This is a genomic window from Mycetocola sp. BIGb0189 (assembly GCF_024810155.1).
GTDB classification, from domain to species: domain Bacteria; phylum Actinomycetota; class Actinomycetes; order Actinomycetales; family Microbacteriaceae; genus Mycetocola; species Mycetocola lacteus.
The window spans coordinates 167,373-189,016 of the sequence record NZ_JANUED010000003.1; the positions used below are offsets into that span (position 1 = coordinate 167,373).

Sequence of the window (21,644 nt, forward strand, 5' to 3'; positions counted from 1 at the left end):
TTTCTACAAGGGGTACAGACCGTGACCACGTTTGTCGATCAGATCACTCTCCACCTCAACGCCGGTAACGGCGGCGATGGTTGCGTCTCGGTAAAGCGCGAGAAGTTTAAGCCGCTGGGCGGGCCCGATGGTGGCCCCGGCGGTAGCGGTGGTGACATCGTTCTCGTGGCCGACCCCAACACCACCACCCTGCTGGCCTACCACCGCTCCCCGCACCGTCGCTCGGACAACGGTGGCCCGGGTATGGGTGACTACCGTGGCGGTACCAACGGTGAGGAACTGGTGCTGCCGGTTCCGCTGGGAACCGTTGTGAAGACCCCCGAGGGCGAGGTCCTGGTGGACCTGACCCAGGCCGGGGACCGCTTTGTCGCGGCCGAGGGTGGCCACGGAGGCCTGGGCAACAACGGCCTCGCCAACTCCAAGCGCAAGGCCCCCGGCTTCGCCCTGCTGGGTACTCCGGGTGTGGAGCGCGACCTCATTCTTGAGCTCAAGACCGTCGCCGATGTGGCGCTCGTGGGCTACCCGTCGGCTGGGAAGTCGAGCCTGATCGCGGCGATGTCCGCGGCCAAGCCGAAGATCGCCGACTACCCCTTCACGACCCTGCACCCGAACCTCGGTGTGGTCGACTCGGGCAACACCCGCTACACCATCGCCGATGTCCCCGGACTGATCGAGGGTGCCAGCGAGGGCCGCGGTCTCGGACTGGAGTTCCTGCGCCACGTCGAGCGCTGTGCGGCCCTGCTGCACGTGCTTGACTGCGGCACCCTGGAGCCCGGTCGCGATCCGATCAGCGACCTCGACATCATCCTCGGTGAGCTGGAGGCCTACCCGGTCCCCGAGGGTCAGAAGCCGCTGACCGAGCGTCCGCAGCTGATCGCCCTGAACAAGATCGACGTCCCCGAGGCACGCGAACTCGCCGAGTTCGTGAAGGCAGACCTGGAGGAGCGCGGCTACCGCGTATTCCTGATCTCCGCCGTGAGCCGCGAGGGTCTGACCCAGCTGAACTACGCCCTGGGCGAGCTGGTTGAGGAGTCCCGTGCCGAGGTTGTGGCCGCGATCGAGGCCTCGCCGCGCATCGTGCTGCGCCCCAAGGCCGTGGATCGCTCGGGCTTCCAGATCCGCGTCGAGGGTGGATCCTACGGAAACCTGTTCCGCGTGCTCGGCGAAAAGCCGTGGCGCTGGGTCCAGCAGACCGACTTCAACAACGACGAGGCCGTGGGTTACCTGGCCGACCGCCTGCACAAGCTCGGCGTGGAAGACGGCCTGTTCAAGGCCGGTGCCGTGGCCGGATCCACCGTGGTCATCGGTACCGGTGACGGCGTGGTCTTCGACTGGGAGCCCACCATGAGCTCCTCCGCCGAGATCGCGACCCCGCGTGGAACCGACCCGCGCCTCGACCAGCTCACCCGTCCGACCGCCAAGCAGCGTCGTGCCGACTACCTGGACCGCATGGACGCCAAGGAGGAGGCCCGTCAGGAGCTCCGCCGCGAGGGCGAGACCGGCTTCTGGGATGTGGACGCGGAAATCGCCGAGGATGCGATCCTCGCCGATGGCACCGTGGACTATGACGATGAGGATGCCGATTTCGATGACGACCACGGGGTTGAGGTTATTCAGCTTCGCGGTGAAAGCGAGTAAAACCGCGTGACCCTGCAGAACCGTGCCGAACTGCGTGGCGCCCGCCGCGTAGTTGTGAAGGTGGGATCCTCCTCGATCAGCGGCGACAACGTCGCCCAGATCACCCCGCTCGTGGACGCCCTCGCGGCGGCCTACGGGCGCGGTACCGAGATTGTCCTGGTGTCCTCGGGTGCCATCGCCACGGGTCTGCCATTCCTCAACCTCGACCGCAGACCGACCGATCTTGCTACCCAGCAGGCGGCGGCCGCGGTCGGGCAGAATCAGCTGATTCACCGCTATCAGGAGGAGCTGGACCGTCACGGCATCATCGCCGGACAGGTGCTGCTCTCCGCCAACGACCTGGCCCTGGATGCTCACCGCGTTAACGCGCAGCGGGCGATGTCCCGGCTGCTGGGTCTGCGCATCCTCCCGATCGTCAACGAAAACGACACCGTGGCCACCCACGAGATCCGCTTTGGTGACAACGATCACCTGGCCTCGATGGTGGCGCGCCTGATCGGGGCGGATGCCCTGGTGCTGCTTTCGGACATCGAGTGCCTCTACACCCGCCCGCCGAGTGAGCCCGGAGCCGAACCCATCCCGCTGGTGCCGTTTGGCGCCGAGCTGGAAGGTGTGGAGTTCGGCGAGCCCGGCAAGGCCGGTGTGGGCACCGGGGGAGCGGCCACCAAGGCCTCCGCCGCGCGCCTGGCCGCCGACAGTGGCACCGCGGTGCTGATCACCTCGACCCCGAACGTCGCCCGCGCCCTGGATGGGGAAGACCTGGGTACCTGGTTCGAACCGCGCCCGCAGGCATAGGTCGCCGCGGCGGTCGGGGTCTCCCGGGAAATACCCGGCGGCGGAAACCGTCGCACCGCTTCGGGGGTGCCGGGAAACGCCCGCGACTGCAGGACGCCCCACAACTGGGGACACGCCGTTCTGCACCGTTTCTCGGGTTTGTCACAGAAGTGACGCGTGTCGGTGTGAACTCGCTACACTAACGGCATGAGTGAACGCGATGCCCAGCAGGTAGAGACCGTCGTATTTGAGCGCCTGCGGGGCACCCGCGAGGCCGCCCGAGGGCTGGCCATCGCCAACGGAAACCTGCGTAACGCGGTCCTGGAATCCATCGCCGCCGGGATCGAGGAGCACACCGAGGCGATCATCGCCGCCAATGCCCTGGACCTCGAGGCGGGGGAGCGTGCCAACATTGGTGCCGGACTGCTGGATCGGTTGCGCCTGGACGCCCCGCGCATCGCCGCGCTGGCTCGCGCCGTGCGTGAGATCGCCGCACTGCCCGACCCCCTGGGTCAGACCGTCCGCGGCAGCACCCTGCCCAACGGCATCAAGCTCGATCAGGTGCGGGTTGCCTTCGGCGTGATCGGGGCGATCTACGAGGCCCGACCCAACGTCACCATCGACATCGCGGCGCTGGCCATCAAGAGCGGTAACGCGATCGCGCTGCGCGGGGGAACCGCCGCCGAAAACTCCAACCTGGTGCTGGTGCGGGTCCTGCGTGACGGGCTCGCCGCCAACGGGCTGAACCCCGACGCCATCGTGAGCGTAGACGACTTCGGCCGCGACGGGGCCAACGCGCTGATGGCCGCCCGCGGCCTGGTCGACGTCCTGATTCCGCGCGGCAGTGCCTCGCTGATCCAGGCGGTGCTCAACACCGCCAAGGTACCGGTCATCGAAACCGGTGCCGGCGTGGTTCACATCTACCTGGATGAGTCCGCGCGTCTGGACTGGGCGGTGGATATCGTCCACAATGCCAAGGTGCAGCGCCCCAGCGTGTGCAACGCGGTAGACACCGTGCTGGTGCACCGCGGTGCCGCCGAGCGGGTCCTGCCCGCGGTGCTGGACGCGGTGTCCCGCTCGGGTGTGCGTCTGCTTGCCGATGAGCGCACCCGCGAGCTCTACCCGAACGTGGAGATTGCCACCGCCGAGACCTGGGCCACCGAGCACATGACCCTGACCCTGGGGGTCAAAATCGTTGACGATCTCGACGGTGCCCTCGCACATATCCGTGAGTACTCGACCGGACACACCGAGTCGATCATCACCGAGGATGTTCGCTCCGCCGAGCGATTCCTGGCCGAGGTCGACTCCGCGGTGGTCATGGTCAACGCGTCGACCCGGTTCACCGATGGCGGCGAATTCGGCTTCGGAGCCGAGGTGGGCATCTCCACCCAGAAGCTGCATGCCCGTGGCCCGATGGGCCTGTCGGAACTGACCAGCACCAAGTGGATCGTGCGTGGCGCGGGTCAGGCCCGAATCTAACCGGTAGACTGGTCCGAGGCGATTCTTGCCCGAACTGTGAATTGGAGAACTGATGTCGATCTCGACCATCCTCGTTTCCGCTGCTGAGGCGGCGCACACCGAGCTGCCCATGCCCCCCTTCATGTACGGCGTGGTTGCGCTGGTAGCGCTGGCGATCCTCGGTGTCACCACCTTCACCTACCGCGACGTAGCCAACCGTCACAGCCAGAAGCCGGCCGCACAGCCGGGTGCCGGTAGCCACCACTAAGGTAGGTTCGTCAGGATGCAGGCCGGTACACGGCGCCCGCGGATCGGGGTCATGGGTGGAACCTTTGACCCGATTCATCACGGTCACCTGGTGGCCGCGAGCGAGGTAGCCCAGTCGTACGACCTGGATGAGGTGGTGTTTGTCCCCACCGGTCGTCCGTGGCAGAAGAGCCGCGTGACCGAGGGGGAGCACCGCTATCTGATGACGGTCATCGCGACCGCCTCCAATCCGCGGTTTACCGTGAGCCGGGTGGATCTTGACCGTGAGGGCCCCACCTTCACGATCGACACCCTGCGGGACCTGCAGCGTCAGCGTCCCGACGCCGAGCTGTACTTCATCTCGGGTGCCGATGCGGTCCAGCAGATCCTGGGCTGGAAGGACGTGGACGAGCTGTGGTCGCTGGCCAAGTTCGTCGCGGTCACCCGTCCGGGCCATGTGCTCACCGAGGAAGCGCTTCCCAATAAGGATGTCGCCGTGCTTGAGGTTCCCGCGATGGCCATTTCCTCCACCGACTGCCGTGCCCGTGTCAAAGACGGCTCGCCGGTTTGGTATCTCGTACCGGACGGCGTCGTTCAGTACATCAGCAAACACCACCTGTATCGGAGTAATGCATGAGTACATCATCCGACGATAAGCCGCTGTCGCGTCGTCAGCTGCGAGAGCGCACGCAGGCGGGCCAGACGGCGCAGGTTCCCGTCGTAGCGCCCCAGACGCCGCCCGCAGAGGCGCGTCCGGCTACCCCCGCCGCCGGTTCCGAGGCGCCCGCCCCCGACACAAATAGCACCGCGCCGCTGGATGCCGGTGCCATTCGTGCGTTGATCGAGGCCGAGCGCAGCGGAGCGACCCTGACCCGCCGGCAGATGCGGGATCTGGAGCGTGCACGCGGTACCGGAACCGCCGCCGATGCTGCCCGCGGTGTCACCACCGAGCGTCCCGCCCCCGCGGATGTTTCGACGCCCTCTCCGACCCTGTCGGATGCGTTCCTGGCACCCGCGCGCGACCGTGCCGCGGAAGCCGAGGCCGGTGCCGCCGCGGTGCGGGCCGAGGTAGAGCGGGTCGCCGCCGAGAAGGCCGAGCGTGAGCGTGCCGAACATGAGGCTGCCGAGCGTGCGGCTGCCGAGAAGGCCGAGGCCGAGCGGGCCGCGACCGAGCAGCTCAGTGCACGCAGCAAGCGTGCGCTGAAGAAGGCCTCCCGCAAGGACGAGGCCGAGAAGGCCGCGGCCGAGGCTGCCGCCGAAGCCGAGGCGCGTCGGGTTGCCGATGAGAAGCGCGTCGCCGACGAGCGGGCCGAGGCCGAGCGTGAGCGCGCGGCGCGTGCCCAGGCCGCCGCCGCGACCCCCGATGTGCAGCTTCCGGGAGCGTCCTTCGGGGTGCTGCCCGGAAACATCGACGAGACCCAGGCGATGCCGCACCTGGGCGATGCCTTCGGGCTGAACGGCGCGGGTCGCGGCAAGGCCACCGGCTTTGATGACATCATCGCTCGCGGTGTGGACACCACCGGCGGCAGCTCGACCACCACCAACGCGCTGATCCTGCCCTCGGTCCCCGGCAGCGGTCCGCTGAGCGGTCCCGTGCTCGGATCGGGTGAGGTTATCGTGACCGGCACCATCGACCTGCCCGGCAGCCTCTCCAACACCAACCAGAACCGCCTGGAAAAGGGCGATCTGGACACCATGTTTGACCACGATGAGGACCCGCAGCCGGTAACCGCGGGCAACCCCGTCTCGGCCAGCCGCGCCGTGAGCTCGCACACCGCGACCCGCGACGTGATTGCGCCGCCCGCCCCCGTCAAGAACAATCGACTGCTGATGACCCTGTCGGTAACGGCCGGAGTCCTCGCGGTGGCCCTGGTGGCCGTCGTGATTATCGCCATCGTTTCCGGGTCTATCTGACCCACCCCACACACCACCGAAAGGTATTTATGACTTCCGAACTCTCCGTCACCGAGGCGATCCAGATCGCCGCACAGGCGGCGGACGCAAAGGGCGGATCCGAGCTGATCGCGCTGGACGTTTCCCAGCCGCTGCCCTTTGTTGACGCATTCCTGATCGTCACCGGCCGAAACGAACGTAACGTGATCGCCATCGCCGGCGAGGTTGAGGACAAGCTCAACGAGGCCGGCGTGAAGACCAAGCGTCGCGAGGGTCGTGCCGGCGGACGCTGGGTACTGCTGGACTTCGGTTCGGTAGTGGTCCACGTCTTCCACGATGAGGAGCGTTCCTACTACGACCTCGAGCGTCTGTGGAAGGACTGCCCGCAGATCGAGATCACCCTGCCGGAGCCCGTCTCCATCACGCAGTAGGCCGCATTCGCGCGGGCGACTCGCCCGCGCGGCGTGTCCGATTTTCCTCGCCGTGTCCTCGTGTTGTAATCTAAACATGTTGAACACGAGGCCACGGCCGAGTGAATAACAATCTGGGTCTGTGGCGCAGCTGGTAGCGCACCTGCATGGCATGCAGGGGGTCAGGGGTTCGAGTCCCCTCAGATCCACCCAGAGTGCAGTAGGCACAAAAAATACCCCGTCTTCGGACGGGGTATTTTTGTTATCGCGTGGTGTCGGGCACCAGCAGGTTTTTCACGATCAGGGTGCCCCAGAGTGTCCGGGCGGCCACCAGGATCCACAGGGCCGTCAGGATCAGATAGCCTCCCACGGCGAGAGCCGACAGCAGTGCAAGCCCGGTGTGGGCGGCGAGGCCGCTGAGGCCGGTGACACAGGTGCCCACCGGGAAGGTGAAGGACCACCAGGTCAGTGAAAACGGCATGCCGATGCGCAGGGTACGAACGGTGATGATGGTGGCGATGAGGGCCCACAGCAGGGCAAATCCCAGGACCGGCACCCCGTAGGCGATAGCGAGCAGCCCGGCGATCTCGGCGTGGGCGGGGGAGAGGGTTCCGTGAGCCGCCGTTGCCAGCGCGCATGCGGCCGTCACTGACTGACCCAGCGGTCCCAGGACAATCCAGTAGGTGGGGGCCGCCGCCGCGGCACCCACGCCGTGGCGAATCAGGCGCATCCAGATAAACCCGATGATCATCAGCGACGCGATGAGACTCATCCCGAACAGGGCGCCACATACGACCATGAGTGTGGTGCGCTGCTCCGGCGTCCCGAGGGTGGGGATGAGGAGCGCACCCCCGGTTGCCGAGACCATCGGGGGAACCACGGGCATCAGCCAGCCGCCGAAGGCGTCGCGGCCCCGCAGCCCGAGGGTCGTGAAGCTCAACATCGGAATGGCGACCGCACAGACGAGCCCCAGGACGGTGCCAAGGGTCCAACAAGTCCACGCGATCGGGATGGTTGCGGCCCCCAGAATCGGAGTGCCGAGGAGCAGGGCACCGGACCCCACGGTGAGGATCGCCATCGGGAGTGCGCCGTAGAAGTGGGCGAAGACCGGATGGCGGTGATGGCCTCGGGCGGTCTGGGGGTAGCGCCGGTGGTGACGGAGGAAGCCGGCCAGGAGGAGCACCAGGAGCGTGGCCGCGAGCACCCACACGCCCCGCGCCGCATCGCGCAGCCAGGGAGCGCCCTGGGGGAGGGTCGCGGCGGCGGTTGCGACGATGCCGGTGCCCATCACCGTGGCAAACCAGTTGGGGGTGAGGAGTGACACGGTCAGGCTGTGTGGTGTGCGGGTGCTCATGTTTTCATCCTTCTCCCCGGGCGGAGGCCTGGGTAGTCGGATAGGCTTGGGGGCATACAAGCGATGATTGTGACGGGGGGCAGATGTCGGACATTGAACTTGCCGCCCTCCGGGTGCTGGCCGCGGTGGCCGAAACCGGGAGCTTCTCGGCGGCCGCGGCGCGGCTGGGGATCACCCAGCAGGCAGTCTCCGCGCGCATGCGCAGTCTTGAGGCGCGGATCGGCACCGCGCTGGTGCGACGTTCACCCCGCGGATCCGCGATGACCGCGGAGGGCACGGTGATCGCGGGCTGGGCCGCCGAGGTGCTCGCCGAGGCCGATCGTTTCGCCGAGTCGGTGACGAGCCTGACCGCGGTATCGACCACCCCACTGCGCATCGCCGCGAGCCTGACGATTGCCGAGTACCTGATTCCCGGATGGTTGCGCGAACTGCGTGCCACGGGTGAAAAGCGCGCCGAACTGCGGGCACTCAACAGTGCGGGTGTGATGGATCTTGTTTCCGCGGGGGCCGTGGAGCTGGGGTTTGTGGAAACCCCCGAGATCCCCGCCGGGCTGGAGTCCACACGCATCGCCGCCGATGAGCTGGTGGTAGTGGTGGCGCCCGGACACGCGTGGGCACGTCGGCGCTCGGGCATTACCGTCGCCGAGTTGACGCGCACGCCGCTGATCATGCGGGAGCTCGGCTCCGGAACGCGTCGGGCATACGAGACCGCCCTTGAGGCGCACGGGGGTGTCGAGGCACCGGCATTGCCCTACGCGGTCCTTCCCACAACAACGATGGTCCGAGCGACCGCTCTGGCGGGGGAGGCTCCGGCGGTCTTGAGTGTGCTCGCCGTGGCCGAGGCTCTGGCATCGGGCACCCTGGTGGCCGTCCGGGTACGTGGACTGCGAATCACCCGCCCCCTGAGCGTGGTGTGGCCCCGGGGAACCCAGCCATCGGCCCGTGCCCGGGTGCTGCTCGCGCTGATCTCCGAGGGTCGGGGGGTTGTCGCCCGCGGGGAATGACGGGGATTCTTTCGTTCCCACGTCATTCCCCGGCATAGCCCGCTACGGCTGACTCGGCTTGGCTACCTGGGCGCCACCCCACAGCGCTCCCGGGTTTGCCCGGCGCGGGTAGCGTTCCAGCATGCGCGTATACAGCTCCTCGGCGTTGCCCGTGGCCGCCTCCACCTCATTGAAGTCGCGCAGGTAGCGCGCGGTTTCGAGCAGGATATCGGGACTGTCGAGCGCGTCGGGTCGCTTATGCGCGGCCACCACGGCGGTGGGGTTGAGACGTGCGAGCTTCTCGGCGGCCCGAGCCCACTGCTCGCGAGTCTCGGTGGTGGTTTCGGCCGTGTACTGGTGAGTGTCGTTATAGACGGCATCGCCGCCCACGATCAGACCGAGATCCGGCACCCACAGAACCGTGCTGTCGGGGGTATCGGTAAAACCGGTCTCGATGACATCGAGGTTGTGTCCCTCGAGCGTGAGCCGACCCGATTCAAGCGCCTCCGGGAGGACCACGGCGGGAATCTGTCCGGGGAACAGCCTGCCCCAGAAGTTCTCGATCGATGCAGGGGACCCCTGAACGCGGGCGCCGGCCACCGATCCGGGGGAGGCGACCGCCCGTGCCGTGGGGAATGCCTCCAGGAGCTGGCCGATGCCAAAGAAGTGATCGCCGTGACCGTGGGTGATGAAGACGTGAGTGAGCTCACGCTGGAACGAGCGCACCCAGGCGATGAGCTCCTCGTTCTGCTCGATCGTGGTGAACGTGTCGACAAGGATCGCGTGCTTCTCGCCGAGAATGAGCGTGGCGGCGTTGGCGACCCACAGCAGATCCTCGGGTCCGTGGGGAAGATTGCGGGTCACACCCTGCCGGGTGGTGGTGAGGACTGCGTAGGAGAGGGGCATGATGGGATCAATTCTGTGTGGGGGTGAGGGTCTCGTCGAAGACATCGGCGAGGGTCGTGCGGGCGAGCTCCTGGCGGACTGCCTCGTCCACCCGTGCGTAGGTTGGCTTCAGGGCCGGACGGATGCCCCGAGCGACCGGACAGGTAGCGCTGGGTTCATGACGGTGCAGGGCAAAGGTTTCCTCGGGTCCCAGCGCGAGGTTGATGTCCCAGAGGGTCATCGTGTCGGCCGGTTTGTTGAGGCGCCATCCCGCGCCGCGACGGGATTCGATGAGTCCGGCCTTGGTGAGGTCGCTCATCATCCGGCGGACCACCACGGGGTTGGTTTTGATGCTGTTGGCAATCTCCTCCGAGGTGGAATAGGTGCTCCCCTGGCGCTCGTTCAGAGCGGCCCAGACGAGAGCATGGATGGCGATGGTTAGTTTGCTGTTTGCGCCCATGCGGCAAGAGTAACATTAATTGTTACTTACGGCGATCCGGTTTCGGCTCACACTTGCCGAGGGATAAACGGTGCACACGTTATGGGAAAAGATGACGTTTCATGACGCCCGATGACAAACCGCTCCGGCCGAGTGGATAGCGTGGTCTCTAATCCGCTAAATGCAGAACCCCGCCCTCCCGCATCGAGATGAGTTTTTGTGTCCGCCAGTGCCGCCGCCCGTGTTCGCTTTGATCGCGTCGAGAAATCCTTTCCCGGGGCGACTCGCGGCGAGGCCGAACGGCATGTGCTGCGCGATATCGGCCTGGATGTGACCCCCGGAGAGGTACTCGCCATTCTGGGTACCTCGGGATGTGGAAAATCCACCCTGCTGCGCATCGTGGGTGGCCTGGATTCCGCAAGCGCCGGGGTGGTCTCACTCGACGGCGATCCGATCCACGGCATCGATGAGCGCACCGCGATTGGATTCCAGGAACCTCGGCTGCTGCCCTGGCGGACGGTGACCCAGAACGTCGCCCTCGGCCTGCCCGCCGGCACCCCGGCCGCCGCCGGACGTGAGCGAGTCGACCGCCTGATCGAGCTGGTGGGGCTGAGTGAGTTCGCCGATCATCGCCCCCGGGAAATCTCCGGCGGCATGGCTCAGCGCACCTCGCTGGCCCGCGCCCTGGCCCGTACCCCCGGCGTGCTACTGCTGGATGAGCCCTTCGGAGCCCTGGACGCCCTCACCCGGATGCGGATGCAGGACCTGTTGCTCCAGATCCACGCGGTGGAACCCGCCACCATCCTGCTGGTGACCCACGATGTGGATGAGGCGCTCCAACTGGCCGACCGCGTGATTCTGCTGGGTCATGAGGCCGGAGTGCCCGGAGCCACCATCATCGAGGAGCTCACCGTGCCCGGGACGCGCCCCCGCGACCGTGGCTCGGCGGAGCTCGCCGAGCTGCGCGGCCGGCTGCTCTCGGGGCTGGGCATTGATCGTCACGGCAGCGCCCGCGGCATCGAAACCGAGGCCGGAATCCCCATCTTCCCCTACTAGCCCTCCCCAGGCTGACACCCCATTTCCGTCACACGTCACAGAGGAACCCATGAAAACCCGTTCACGTACCCTGTTTGCCGCCATCGCGCTCGCCGCGGTCACGACCCTGGGCCTGTCGGCCTGCGCGGGGGAGGACGCGGCCCCGGCCGAAGGCGGGTCCAAGGGTGGCACCCTCAACATCGACTTTGCCACCTACAATCCGCTCTCGCTGATCATCAAGGACAAGGGCTGGCTCGAGGAGGACCTGAAGTCCCAGGGTGTCAGCGTCAACTGGATCCAGTCGGCCGGTTCCAATAAGGCCAACGAGGGTCTGCGCGCGGGTGCGCTGGATGTGGGATCGACTGCCGGTGCGGCCGCACTGCTCAACCGCGCCAACGGCTCGCAGATCAAGGCGATCACGATTGCCAATAAGCCCGAGTGGGCGGCCCTGATCGTGGGCAAGGACTCCACCATCACCAGCGTGGCCGAGCTCAAGGGTAAAAAGATCGCCGCCACCAAGGGCACCGACCCCTACTTCTTCCTGCTGCAGTCTCTCGCCGAAGCAGGCCTCAGCCCCGAGGATGTGACCATCGAGAACCTGCAGCACGCCGACGGCTGGTCGGCGCTTCAGGGCGGCTCGGTGGATGCCTGGGCGGGTCTCGATCCGATTATGGGTGGCGCGCTGGAAAACGGGGCAAAGTTCCTCTACCGCAACGTGGACTTCAGCTCCTATGACGTGGTGGCCGCGACTGAGTCCTTCATCCAGAAGCGACCGGACATCGCCCAGACCGTGGTGAACGCATATGCGGATGCGCGGGCGTGGGCCCTGAAGAACCCCGAGGAAACCGCAACCATCCTGGCGAAGACCGCGAGCCTGGACGATGCGGTGGCCACCAGCGTGATCACCGACCGGACCAACTTCGACGTGGACCCGGTGCCCGGCGACGCCCAGGCGAAGGTCCTCAGGGTTATCGGCCCGGTCTTCGTGGAGACCGGTGACGTGGCCGGCCAGTCCCAGGTGGACGACGCCCTGAAGTCCCTGTTCGAGCCGAGCTTCGCCAAGGCCGCGAAAACCACCAACCGTTCCTAACCGCATGGGTCGACCGCGCCGCGCGGTCGGCCCATGATCCCCTGGAAGAGTCATGACCAACGCCTCAACACCCACCGTCCCCGCCCGGCGCGCGCTTCGCCCCGGCTCGCCCCGGTCACGCACCCTTACCGTGGTGCTCGGCGGGGCGATCCTTCCGCTGATCCTGCTGGCCGCCTGGCAGACCATCGCGTCCCTGGGCGTCATGCCGACCTCGCAGCTGCCCTCCCCGGCGATGGTGTGGAACGCCGGTGTTGACCTCGCTCAGCGCGGGCTACTGCTGCCCAATATTGGGATCTCGGTGCAGCGGGTGTTCCTCGGCTTCGCGTTTGGCGCGGCGGCTGGCCTCTTCCTGGGGGCTATCGTGGGGCTCTCTCGGTTTGGCGACATCCTGCTCGCCCCCACCCTCGGCGCGCTGCGCACCGTGCCCTCGCTGGCCTGGGTGCCGCTGCTGATTATCTGGCTGAAGTACGGTGAGGTGTCCAAGGTCACCCTGATCGCCATCGGCGCATTCTTCCCGGTCTACACCACCGTCTCCGCGGCGCTGCGGCACGTGGACAAAAACCTGGTGGAGGCCGCACGGGCTTTTGGGTTGAACGGGTTTGCGCTGTTCCGCACCGTGCAGCTGCCGGCCGTGCTGCCCTCGGTCATCTCCGGCCTGCGCCTCGCCCTCGCCCAGGCGTGGCTGTTCCTGGTGGCGGCCGAGCTTTTGGCCGCCTCGATGGGGTTGGGATGGCTGCTCTCGGACTCGCAGAACAACGGACGCACCGACCGGATCTTCCTGGCAATCCTGCTCCTGGCTATCATCGGTAAGCTCAGCGATGCCCTGATCGGGCTCTTTGCCCGCTGGGCCAATAAGCGCTGGGCCTAGGCGCGGAGAGGGCCGCGCGTTAGCTCAGGAGTGCGCGGATATCCTCGGCGGTGAGGGCGGCGCCTACCGCGTCGTTCCCGGCGAACATTGCGTCAAACAGGGCGGCCTTTTTGCGCTGCAGGGCGAGCACCTTCTCCTCGATGGTGTCGCGGGCGATCATCCGATAGACAAACACGTGCCGGGTCTGGCCGATCCGGTGGGCCCGGTCGATGGCCTGGTTCTCGGCCGCCGGGTTCCACCAGGGATCCAGCAGGAACACGTAGTCGGCGGCGGTGAGGTTGAGGCCCACCCCGCCGGCGCGCAGACTCAGCAGGAAGACCGGGGCGTCGCCGTTCTGGAAGCGATCGATGACGGCCTGCCGATGGGTGGTGGAGCCATCCAGCATCTCCCAGGCCAGGCCCGCTCGGGCCAGCCGGTCGCCGATGCGGCGCAGGAATGAGGGGTACTGACTGAAAACCAGCGCCCGGTGGCCCTCGGCGTGGGCCTCACGCAGGTGTTCGATCAGCAGGTCGATCTTGCGGGCGGGGATATCCGCGTGCTCCTCGGCGTCGATCAGAGCCGGATCCAGCGCGAGCATGCGCAGCAGCGAGAGCGAGCGGAACACGATAAAGCGCTGCCGGTCCAGGTCGTCCAGGATGTCCAGTACCTTCTGCCGTTCGCGCTGCAGGTAGACGTCGTAGAGATCGCGATGCGCGGGAGCGAGGTCCACCTCGATGATCTGCTCCTGTCGCTCCGGCAGCTCGGGCGCCACCGACTCCTTGGTGCGCCGCAGCACAAACGGACGGATGCGCTCGCGCAGCCGGGCAAACAGCGCCTGCCGGTGTGCGGCGCGATCGGCCGGGCCCCGACCGGCCCCGATACCGCGGGAGATGCCCGCGGGTTCGGACTCAATCGGGCGAATGTATTCCAGGGTGAAGCGCGCGGCCGGGGGGAGCAGTCCCGGGGTCACAATCGCGAAGAGTGCGTGTAGGTCGGCGAGCGAGTTTTCCAGAGGCGTCCCGGTGAGGGCGAGCTTCCACTCGGCCGGGAACTCGCGCACGCGGGCATGGGTTTGTGAGGTGGCATTTTTGACCGCCTGAGCCTCGTCCAGGATCAGACCGGCCCAGGGGCGGGTGGGGTCGTTGTACTCGGCGGCATCGAGCCTCAGCAGCGTGTAGCTGGTGATCAGGATGTCGGCACCCTCGGCCAGGGTCGCGATCGAGTCCTCGCCCGAGGCGCGGGTACCGCGCACCGTGCGGACCACGAGACCCGGGGTGAAGCGGGCCGCCTCCGCCGCCCAGTTGGCCACCACCGAGGTGGGGGCCACCACCACAAACGGTCCGGCCTCCGGGTTTCGGGTGCGTGCGTGCCGGATGAGCGCGAGGCACTGGAGGGTCTTACCGAGCCCCATGTCGTCGGCAAGGATGCCACCCAGGCCGTGCTCATAGCCGAAGCGCAGCCACCCCAGTCCGGTACGCTGATAGGGACGCAGGGTTGCCGCCAGCCCCTCGGGTTCGGGGGCGTCGGCGGGGGTATCGGCGGTCAGCGCATCCACCAGCAACTGCCACGCCGGATCTGCCTCGACGTGGTCCGCCTGATCGGCCAGCTCGCGCCAGAGACCCGCCTGAGCGGGCCCCACGCCGATCCCGGTCTCCCACTCGGGGGCATCGGTGCCCGCGTGGATCAGCTCGGCCAGCGGGGCAAACGCCGGATGCTTGAGGGAGAAGTAGGTGCCGTCCACCAGCTTGAGTCGACGCGCGTTGCGAGCGAGGGCACGGAAGAGTGGTTCAAACGGGATCTGAATGCCGTCCACGGTGACCGTGACTCCGAGGTCGAACCAGTCGGTACGGGTTCCGGGTTCGGCGCGCACACTGATGATCGGGGTGCCGGTGAGGTGGCGATACTCGGGGGACATCCCGTGCTGTTCCACCCGGACGCCGGGTAGGTCACGCAGGGTGGGCAGCAGCTCGGTGGAGAATTCGGCCGCATCGAAGTCGCGCAGCTTACGCGGGGCGGGGACACTGCCAGCGCTGCCAGCACCGCCAGGGGCGGGATCAATGCTCCAGTCTGCGGGCAGGGTCCCCTCGGGGAGCACATCGGCGAGATCGGGAATGATGCCCGCGCGGACGTGCTCCCACTCCCAGCGCAGCGCCATCACGTGCCGCGGCTCGTGCTGCACGTGCAGCACCAGAGTGGTGGGGCGGGGCTCGGGAACCCGGACGCTCGCATCGGCGCTCCGCACCTCCAGGCGTTCGACCAGGGCCGGCAGGAAGTCGCGCTCAAATTCGGCGCGCTCGGCATGCGGAATGCGAAGCGGAGACCCGCTGAGCAGTTCGGCATATTCGGCGGGCAGCGGGCTGGCCAGCCGCGCCAGGGTGAGCGTGTGCGGGGCTGCTTCGGAGAGCGTGTAGAGCCCGTGGGTGCCCAGCGGTCGGGTATGCGTGGGGGAAACGGAGGCGTCATCGACGAGCACCCGTGGGCTCACTACGACGTCGTCATCGGTCCGAGCGATGTCAAGTGATACCTGGGCGGAGGCGGCCATCCGCACCTCGGGAGTGGTGCGTGATCCCACCAGGGCAATGCCGAGGGTTGCCGCCTGATCCAGCAGCGGCCAGAGCAGCGGATTATCGAAGTTGTCCAGGGTGTACCACTGGGGATCCTGGCCCGTTTCGGCCGGGACGCTCGAGCGATACAGCGCCGTGAACTGCGCAAACCAGTGCTGCTCTTCGGCACCCAAGCCCAGTCGGTGCCGCTGGTGGGCGATTGTGGTCCAGCCGACTCCGGTGGTGACCCAGCCGCGTGCCCCGCGCAGCACCGGACGCACGGCCAGCCGCAGGAGCGAGTGTCGGGCGGGGTTCAGGATGGTCGCGGTGGTTGCCGCCTTGGAGGTGGGTCCGTTCCAGCGTGCGGCCGTGCGCGGGATCGTCTCCCGCAGCTCGGCTCGCAGCGCCAGCTTGGGTTCCTCCCGAGGCGGTGTGGCCGCGATCGGGATGAGCCGGTCGCGCCAGTTCGAGGACGAGGGCGACGGATCGGGCATACCGGTATTCTCTCACCCCGCACCGACACGCTAGGCGTGCGGCGGGCCGATCGGGATCACCGGGGTGCCATAGTCCGTGATCGTGTACTGGCCACAGCGGATCACCTCGGGTGCGCGGGTGCCCGCGGGCAGCTCGGGCAGGTTCACGGCACCCCAGGGGCCCTGAACCACCACCGAGGCCTTCTCGGGTGTCGGGGTCGCCCGGTTGTCCAGCCAGATGTAGCGGTTGAACGCATAGTCCACCTGGAGCAGCTTGCCCGGTTCGGCGAGTCGGCCGTTGACCGGACGAGCATCCCAGAAGGATCCCACGGCTACCTCGTCATGGCTCGCAAGCCAGTTCGCCGTGCAGACGATATCCGCCTCATACTGATTCGCTCGGGTGCGGTCGGGCATGACCGCCACGGTGATCACGATCATCGCCGCGGCGATCAGCACCACCGAGGCACCTCGTTGCGCGACCGAGTAGCGATGTACGGTGAGTTCGGCCGTGCGTTCCAGCCAGGCCGGCCACACGCGCTGGTCGGCAAACAGCGCGGTCACCGCGAGCAGTGGCGCAAAAAAGATCGGGGTCAGATAGCGCGGGGCGTCCGTCCCCAGCAGCAGTCCGCCGCCCACCACCACGAGCGGGGAACCGACCGCCACCAGGGCCACAAACAGGGTGACCGGGCGATGTTCGTGTACCGAGCGTCGGATGACAAACACGCCGGTGCCGATGCACACCATCAAAATCAGGGCACCGATGATGCCGCCCGGGGTCGAGAGATACTCGGCCGCGGCCTGTCCGTAGGCGGCCAGCGAGATCGACAGACCATCGGGGCGGATATAGGTGTCCGCGGACTTGGCGATCAGATCGCCCAGTGCACCGCGGGCGGCATACCCGATGACCGTACCCAGTGTCAGGGTGAGCGCGAGCAGGATCGGGACGCGCGGGGATCGCGGGAGCCGCAGCAGCCAGCCAAAACCGAGGGCAAGGATCGCCGGGACGCACAGCCAGCCGGCGATCAGGGGGTTGCTCAGGGTGGACACGGCCACCAGCACTCCCAGTGCCGTGAACGCCAGGGCGTTCCGCAGGCGCGAGCGGCGCGGGGTGCCCTGCCCGGCGGCACCGAGGATCCATGCGCAGAGCGCCACCCCAAACAGCAGGGCGATGGTGGTGGCCGCATAGTACGTTGTGGTCATCACCAGGGTGGTGAGCTCAAAACTCCCGCGATTGATGCTCGACTCGGTCAGGGTGAGGAACACCAGCACGGCAAACCCGGCCAGGGCCGCGATGATCGCTCGATTGGGCTGAGCGGGGGCACCCGGATCGCGGCGCACGGCACCCGCGGTGAAGCGCAGCGCCCCGTAGATCAGCAGCTGCGAGCAGACGGCAAACGCGAGCTGGGCGGCCGGTCCCGACCCAAACACCGTGGCCAGCACAAAGTAGAGGCCGAGCTCGGGGATGAACAGCACGCTGGAAAGCGCCCAGTGCTGCGGCTCGCCCGAGACCAGCGAGGCGTGCACCAGCAGGGGGAACACCGAGTCGCCGTCGTGGAACAGCAGCCACGCGCGGTCGGTGTTGACCAGGTGAGCCAGCGCGATCACGGTGAGTAGCAGCGCCGACCCCCACCCCATGAGCTCGGCACCCAGACGCGTCATACGCGTGCGTGTATCCGGGGGTACCGGCGTCGTCATCATCCGCAGTCCTTCCGCGGGGCCGGCCCCGCACGGATGTGCCGGGGGAGGGCCGTGGCTGCCGCCGCTGGACTCAGTATGCCGTTTTTTAGCTGGGGATTCACCTCTCCACGCCGCGGATGTGGGGGCCGGAATCCGACACCAACTACGCGGTCCAGACCCCCGAGGTAGCGCGGCGGTGGCTGCCCAGTAGATGGGTGTCCACGATCCCGCACGCCTCCATCAGCGCAAACATCGTGGTGGGCCCCACAAACGTGAAGCCCTCCGCGCGCAGGCGTTTTGCCAGGGCCTCGGACTCGGCCGAGCGCACGGGAATCTCGGCGAAACGCAGCGGCCGCGGCGTCCGATCGGGCCGGAAGGACCACACCAGCTCCGCGAGGCCGGGGCCGCCGTCGCGGAGGGCCAGGGTTGCCCGGGCGTTCTGGATGGTCGCCTCAATCTTGCGCCGGTTGCGCACGATGCCCGCATCGAGCAGGAGCCTTGCGATGTCATCCTCGGTGAACGCCGCCACACGCTCGGGATCGAATCCCGCGAAGGCCGCCCGGAAGGCCGGACGCTTGCGCAGGATCGTGGCCCAGGACAGACCGGACTGGAACGCCTCCAGGCTGATCCGTTCAAACATCCCGGCCTCATCCCGCACCGGCATACCCCACTCGGTGTCGTAGTACTCACGCAGCAGCGGGTCTCCGGCGGCCCAGGGCGGGCGGGCGAGGCCGTCTGCGCCGATAATCAGGTCGGGGCTGATCTGATGATCCGCGCTCATGCCCGACCCCGCTCGGCCTCGAGCAGCGCCCGCTTGGCGTCGAGGCCACCAATGTAGCCGCCCAGCTGTCCGTCGGTGCGCAGCACGCGATGACAGGGCACCACGATTGGCAGCGGGTTGGTGGCGCAGGCGGTTCCCACCGCCCGCATCGCCCGGGGGCGACCCAGCGCCTCGGCCACGTCGCGATAGCTGAGCGTGTGCCCAAACTCGATCGACGGCAAGAACCGCTGAACCTCGCCGCGGAACGGGGTGGTCAGTCTGCGATCCAGGGTGAGGTCAAAACTGCGGCGTGCACCGGCGAAGTACTCATCCAGCTCGTGTGCGGCGCGGTCCACCGGGTCGGCATCACGCAGGATGCGCGGTCCGATCTTCTCGGCGAGGGTGCCCAGGACGGTGTCGAAGTCCTCACGCTCGAAGGCCACCCGCACGAGCCCCTCGGGGGTAGCGGCCAGCAGGAGGCGGCCCAGCGGTGAGTCGATGATCGAGTAGGCCACCTCGCGGGTGCCGGTGGTGCGTGCGTGGGTGAGGAGATTACCGTGCAGTCGGCCGAGCACGGCGGCTTCTTCGGGGGCGGTGTCAAAGGCGGTCATGCGGATTCTCCGTCCGTGTCAATCGGGAAGGGAAGGGTCAGGGTGGCTCGTAGGGTGTGTACCCCGTCGGCGCCGGCGCGACGTGCGGCGGCCGGGCTGATGCCGGTCTCCGCGGCCACCTCGGCATAGGGGAGGCCCGCCAGGTAGTGCAGGGTAATCGCCGTGCGTTGACCGGGCGGGAGGAGGGCAATGGCCCGGTAGAGATCCAGGTGGGTGGCTTCGGGGATGCCGAGCGTCGTGGGTGTTTCGGGCACCACATCCAGGCTGGGTCCCTGTTTCCCCTTCGCCCGCAGCACATCGATCGCCTTGCGATGAGCCACCGTCACCAGCCAGCCGCGCACATTCTCGATTCGGGCGATCCGATCCCAGTCGGCCAGCGCGGCCACGAAGGTCTCGGCCCAGGCGTCCTCGGCATCGACGTGCCCGCCGAGGACCGCGCGACAGACGCGCAGCACGGTGGCACCGTGCGTCTCGATCGCGGTTTCAAACGGAAGTGGTGTGGGCATGGAATCCTCGGGGTGGGTGGCATGTTCTGTCAGGCTAACGCGCACCGCCCACCAAATGTGAGGTTGGACCGGGGAAGCCGGTAACGTTGACCCGTGGCTCGCCCTCACAATCGCGGGCCCTCGGAAGGAATATCGCCGTGACCGCACGTCGCATTGCGCTTGTCGCCCTGCACTCTTCCCCGCTCGAACCGGTTGGATCCGGTGAGGCCGGTGGGATGACCATCTACCTGCTCACCCTCGCTCGCGCCCTGGTGCGTGCCGGGGAACGGGTGGATTTGATCACGCGACGCACCGACCCCGCCGACCCCGCCGTGGTGGAGCTGGAGCCGGGCCTGCGGGTACGCCTGATCGATGATGGCGACCCCCGCTACCTGGACAAGCCGGACCTGCTGCCGCCGCTGATCGAGGCGTTCTCCCGCGAGCTCGCCGCCGGGGAGCGCTATGATCTGATCCACTCCCACTACTGGTACTCGGGGATGGCCGCGCTGCCGGTGGCCCGCGCCTGGGGTGTCCCGCACGTGCAGACCTTCCACACCCTGGCCGCTCTCACCGCGACCCTGCGTCCGCCGGGAGCCGGCCCGCAGGAGCCCGAGCGGTTCCGCGGAGAGGCCTGGCTTGCCCGCGAGAGCGACCTGGTCATCTCGCTCAGCCGAGCCGAGGCCGCCCAGATCACCGAGGGCAATGTGCGCGTGGTGGCACCGGGCGTGGACCGCGAACTCTTCCACCCAGGCGGGCCCGCCGGGGACTACCTGCTGATCGCCGCACGCCTGCGCACGGTCAAGGGGATCGACCTGGCCATCGACGCGCTCGCCCGCATCCCCGTGGATGAGCGACCCGAGCTGCGGATCGCCGGTGGAGGAACGCCCGCGCACCGACGTCGCATCACCGATCACGCTGCGGCTGCCGGGGTCGACATCCGTCTGCTGGGCAGCCTGGACCGCGAGCACCTGGCCGCGGCCATGCGTTCGGCCGCGATCGTGCTGATCCCCTCCTACTCGGAAACTTTCGGCCTGGTTGCCACCGAGGGGGCCGCGAGCGGTGTCCCGGTCATCGCCTCCCGCGCCGGCGGCCTGCAGGACGCCGTGCGCGAGGGTGTCAGTGGTCTCCTCGTGGATGAGCGCAGCCCCGAGCTGTGGGCCGAGGCGATCATGTCGCTGATGAACGACCCCGAGCGTCGCCGGGAGCTGGGCCAGCGTGGCCGCGAGTACTCGGCCGAAACCGACTCCCGGGTGGCCGCCGCTCGCGTGCGGGAGCTGTACTCCGAACTGATCGCGGCCCTGGCCCGTGACTAATCCGGCCGGGACGGGCGCGCTGCCCGCCGAGTTTGCCGCCGGGGTGGTGTTTGTTCACGCGCATCCCGATGATGAGACGCTCACCACCTCGGCGCTGATCGCCGCGCTCGCCGAGGCGGAGATTCCCGTCACCGTGATCACCGCGACCCGTGGCGAACGCGGAGAGATCGTGCCCGGCTCGGTTCCGGAGGGGGCCGACCTGACCGCCGTGCGCGCCGAGGAACTGCGTGCGGCCCTGGCGGCGCTCGGCGTGACCCGGCACCACTACCTGGGCGAGGGGCGACGTCACTACCGCGACTCGGGCATGGTCTGGGGCGCCGATGGTCGGGCAGCCCCCGCCCTCGACCGGGATCCCGAGGCCCTGACCGCCGCCGACCCACATGAGGTGGATTCCGACCTGCGTACACTGATCCAGGCCGCCGCGCCTACCCCCGGCGCTCTGGTCACCTACGACTCCGACGGCGGCTACGGACACCCCGATCACCTCGCTACCCACGAGGCCACGCTGCGGGTCGCCACCGCGCTGAACGTGCCACTGTTTGTGGTGCTGGATCCGACGGACACGGACTTCGACCTGGAGATTCGCCGCGACGCTCACACGGTGCGCGTGCGCGCCGCCCATGCCGCCCACGCCAGCCAGTTCAGCCTCGCCGAGACCTCGATCACCCACTCCGGCGGTCAGCACCAGGACCTGCAGGCGGTCGAGCGATACCGGCGGCTGCGCTAG

The 21,644-nt window shown here is 67.9% G+C and carries 21 protein-coding genes and 1 tRNA gene; 14 read left to right on the forward strand and 8 right to left on the reverse strand.

Annotation, left to right across the window (positions count from 1 at the left end):
* Positions 1-21: 21 nt before the first annotated feature.
* The 8 genes from obgE (at position 22) to M2390_RS05610 (ending at position 6,631) form a co-directional block, all read left to right on the forward strand.
* Positions 22-1,638, forward strand: a complete 1,617-nt coding sequence (gene obgE, locus M2390_RS05575; protein ID WP_121688817.1) for a GTPase ObgE — start codon at positions 22-24, stop codon at positions 1,636-1,638.
* Positions 1,639-1,644: 6 nt separating this feature from the next.
* Complete coding sequence (proB, locus tag M2390_RS05580; RefSeq protein WP_121688816.1) at positions 1,645-2,433, forward strand: glutamate 5-kinase; 789 nt, start codon at positions 1,645-1,647, stop codon at positions 2,431-2,433.
* A gap of 186 nt (positions 2,434-2,619) precedes the next feature.
* Positions 2,620-3,894, forward strand: coding sequence for a glutamate-5-semialdehyde dehydrogenase (locus M2390_RS05585; protein WP_259177544.1), 1,275 nt, complete (start codon positions 2,620-2,622; stop codon positions 3,892-3,894).
* Between the two features lie 52 nt (positions 3,895-3,946).
* The gene (locus M2390_RS05590) at positions 3,947-4,141 is read left to right on the forward strand and encodes a hypothetical protein (protein WP_043321966.1); all 195 of its coding nucleotides are present in this window, start codon (positions 3,947-3,949) and stop codon (positions 4,139-4,141) included.
* Positions 4,142-4,156: 15 nt separating this feature from the next.
* Positions 4,157-4,756, forward strand: a complete 600-nt coding sequence (gene nadD, locus M2390_RS05595) for a nicotinate-nucleotide adenylyltransferase (RefSeq protein ID WP_030143777.1) — start codon at positions 4,157-4,159, stop codon at positions 4,754-4,756.
* Positions 4,753-6,033, forward strand: coding sequence for a hypothetical protein (locus M2390_RS05600; protein ID WP_259177545.1), 1,281 nt, complete (start codon positions 4,753-4,755; stop codon positions 6,031-6,033). The genes nadD and M2390_RS05600 overlap by 4 nt, the downstream gene beginning before the upstream one ends.
* 29 nt (positions 6,034-6,062) lie before the next feature.
* Positions 6,063-6,443 carry a ribosome silencing factor gene (rsfS, locus tag M2390_RS05605; protein WP_121688813.1) on the forward strand — a complete coding sequence of 127 codons (381 nt, stop codon included), beginning with the start codon at positions 6,063-6,065 and terminating at the stop codon, positions 6,441-6,443.
* 115 nt (positions 6,444-6,558) lie between these two features.
* A tRNA-Ala gene (locus M2390_RS05610) sits at positions 6,559-6,631 on the forward strand.
* Positions 6,632-6,684: 53 nt separating this feature from the next.
* On the opposite strand, the gene M2390_RS05615 is transcribed toward M2390_RS05610, so the two are convergent.
* Positions 6,685-7,776, reverse strand: coding sequence for a TDT family transporter (locus M2390_RS05615; RefSeq protein ID WP_259177546.1), 1,092 nt, complete (start codon positions 7,774-7,776; stop codon positions 6,685-6,687).
* Positions 7,777-7,859: 83 nt separating this feature from the next.
* On the opposite strand from M2390_RS05615, the gene M2390_RS05620 reads away from it, so the two are divergent.
* The gene (locus M2390_RS05620) at positions 7,860-8,780 is read left to right on the forward strand and encodes a LysR family transcriptional regulator (protein WP_259177547.1); all 921 of its coding nucleotides are present in this window, start codon (positions 7,860-7,862) and stop codon (positions 8,778-8,780) included.
* A gap of 42 nt (positions 8,781-8,822) precedes the next feature.
* On the opposite strand, the gene M2390_RS05625 is transcribed toward M2390_RS05620, so the two are convergent.
* Both M2390_RS05625 and M2390_RS05630 read right to left on the reverse strand, forming a co-directional pair.
* Positions 8,823-9,665 (reverse strand): MBL fold metallo-hydrolase, encoded by an 843-nt coding sequence (locus tag M2390_RS05625; protein ID WP_259177548.1) that lies wholly within the window; start codon positions 9,663-9,665, stop codon positions 8,823-8,825.
* A 7-nt stretch (positions 9,666-9,672) separates the two neighbouring features.
* A complete protein-coding gene (locus M2390_RS05630) occupies positions 9,673-10,104 on the reverse strand; it encodes an Rrf2 family transcriptional regulator (RefSeq protein WP_259177549.1) in 432 nt (143 codons plus the stop codon).
* Between the two features lie 198 nt (positions 10,105-10,302).
* Here M2390_RS05630 and M2390_RS05635 point away from each other — a divergent pair, with 198 nt between their 5' ends.
* The 3 genes from M2390_RS05635 to M2390_RS05645 are packed head-to-tail and all read left to right on the forward strand — an operon-like array spanning position 10,303 to position 13,076.
* The gene (locus tag M2390_RS05635) at positions 10,303-11,139 is read left to right on the forward strand and encodes an ABC transporter ATP-binding protein (protein ID WP_259177550.1); all 837 of its coding nucleotides are present in this window, start codon (positions 10,303-10,305) and stop codon (positions 11,137-11,139) included.
* A 49-nt stretch (positions 11,140-11,188) separates the two neighbouring features.
* Positions 11,189-12,208 (forward strand): aliphatic sulfonate ABC transporter substrate-binding protein, encoded by a 1,020-nt coding sequence (locus tag M2390_RS05640; RefSeq protein WP_259177551.1) that lies wholly within the window; start codon positions 11,189-11,191, stop codon positions 12,206-12,208.
* A gap of 52 nt (positions 12,209-12,260) precedes the next feature.
* On the forward strand, positions 12,261-13,076 hold the full coding sequence (locus M2390_RS05645; protein ID WP_259177552.1) for an ABC transporter permease: 816 nt from the start codon (positions 12,261-12,263) through the stop codon (positions 13,074-13,076).
* Positions 13,077-13,095: 19 nt separating this feature from the next.
* Here the strand turns inward: M2390_RS05645 and M2390_RS05650 are convergent, their stop codons facing one another.
* The 5 genes from M2390_RS05650 to M2390_RS05670 all read right to left on the reverse strand — a co-directional run bounded on the left by M2390_RS05650 (position 13,096) and on the right by M2390_RS05670 (position 19,625).
* A complete protein-coding gene (locus tag M2390_RS05650) occupies positions 13,096-16,092 on the reverse strand; it encodes a DEAD/DEAH box helicase (RefSeq protein ID WP_259177553.1) in 2,997 nt (998 codons plus the stop codon).
* A gap of 30 nt (positions 16,093-16,122) precedes the next feature.
* The gene (locus tag M2390_RS05655; RefSeq protein WP_259177554.1) at positions 16,123-17,730 is read right to left on the reverse strand and encodes a hypothetical protein; all 1,608 of its coding nucleotides are present in this window, start codon (positions 17,728-17,730) and stop codon (positions 16,123-16,125) included.
* A 181-nt stretch (positions 17,731-17,911) separates the two neighbouring features.
* Positions 17,912-18,529: a DNA-3-methyladenine glycosylase I gene (locus tag M2390_RS05660; protein WP_259177555.1), complete on the reverse strand. Its 618-nt coding sequence runs from the start codon at positions 18,527-18,529 to the stop codon at positions 17,912-17,914.
* The gene (locus M2390_RS05665; protein WP_259177556.1) at positions 18,526-19,119 is read right to left on the reverse strand and encodes a methylated-DNA--[protein]-cysteine S-methyltransferase; all 594 of its coding nucleotides are present in this window, start codon (positions 19,117-19,119) and stop codon (positions 18,526-18,528) included. Before M2390_RS05665 ends, M2390_RS05660 begins: the two co-directional genes overlap by 4 nt.
* Entirely contained in the window at positions 19,116-19,625 is a 510-nt protein-coding gene (locus M2390_RS05670) for an RNA polymerase sigma factor (RefSeq protein WP_259177557.1), read from the reverse strand. Before M2390_RS05670 ends, M2390_RS05665 begins: the two co-directional genes overlap by 4 nt.
* Before the next feature lie 137 nt (positions 19,626-19,762).
* Here M2390_RS05670 and M2390_RS05675 point away from each other — a divergent pair, with 137 nt between their 5' ends.
* Both M2390_RS05675 and M2390_RS05680 read left to right on the forward strand, forming a co-directional pair.
* A complete protein-coding gene (locus M2390_RS05675; RefSeq protein WP_259177558.1) occupies positions 19,763-20,917 on the forward strand; it encodes a glycosyltransferase in 1,155 nt (384 codons plus the stop codon).
* Positions 20,910-21,644, forward strand: a complete 735-nt coding sequence (locus M2390_RS05680) for a PIG-L family deacetylase (protein WP_259177559.1) — start codon at positions 20,910-20,912, stop codon at positions 21,642-21,644. The genes M2390_RS05675 and M2390_RS05680 overlap by 8 nt, the downstream gene beginning before the upstream one ends.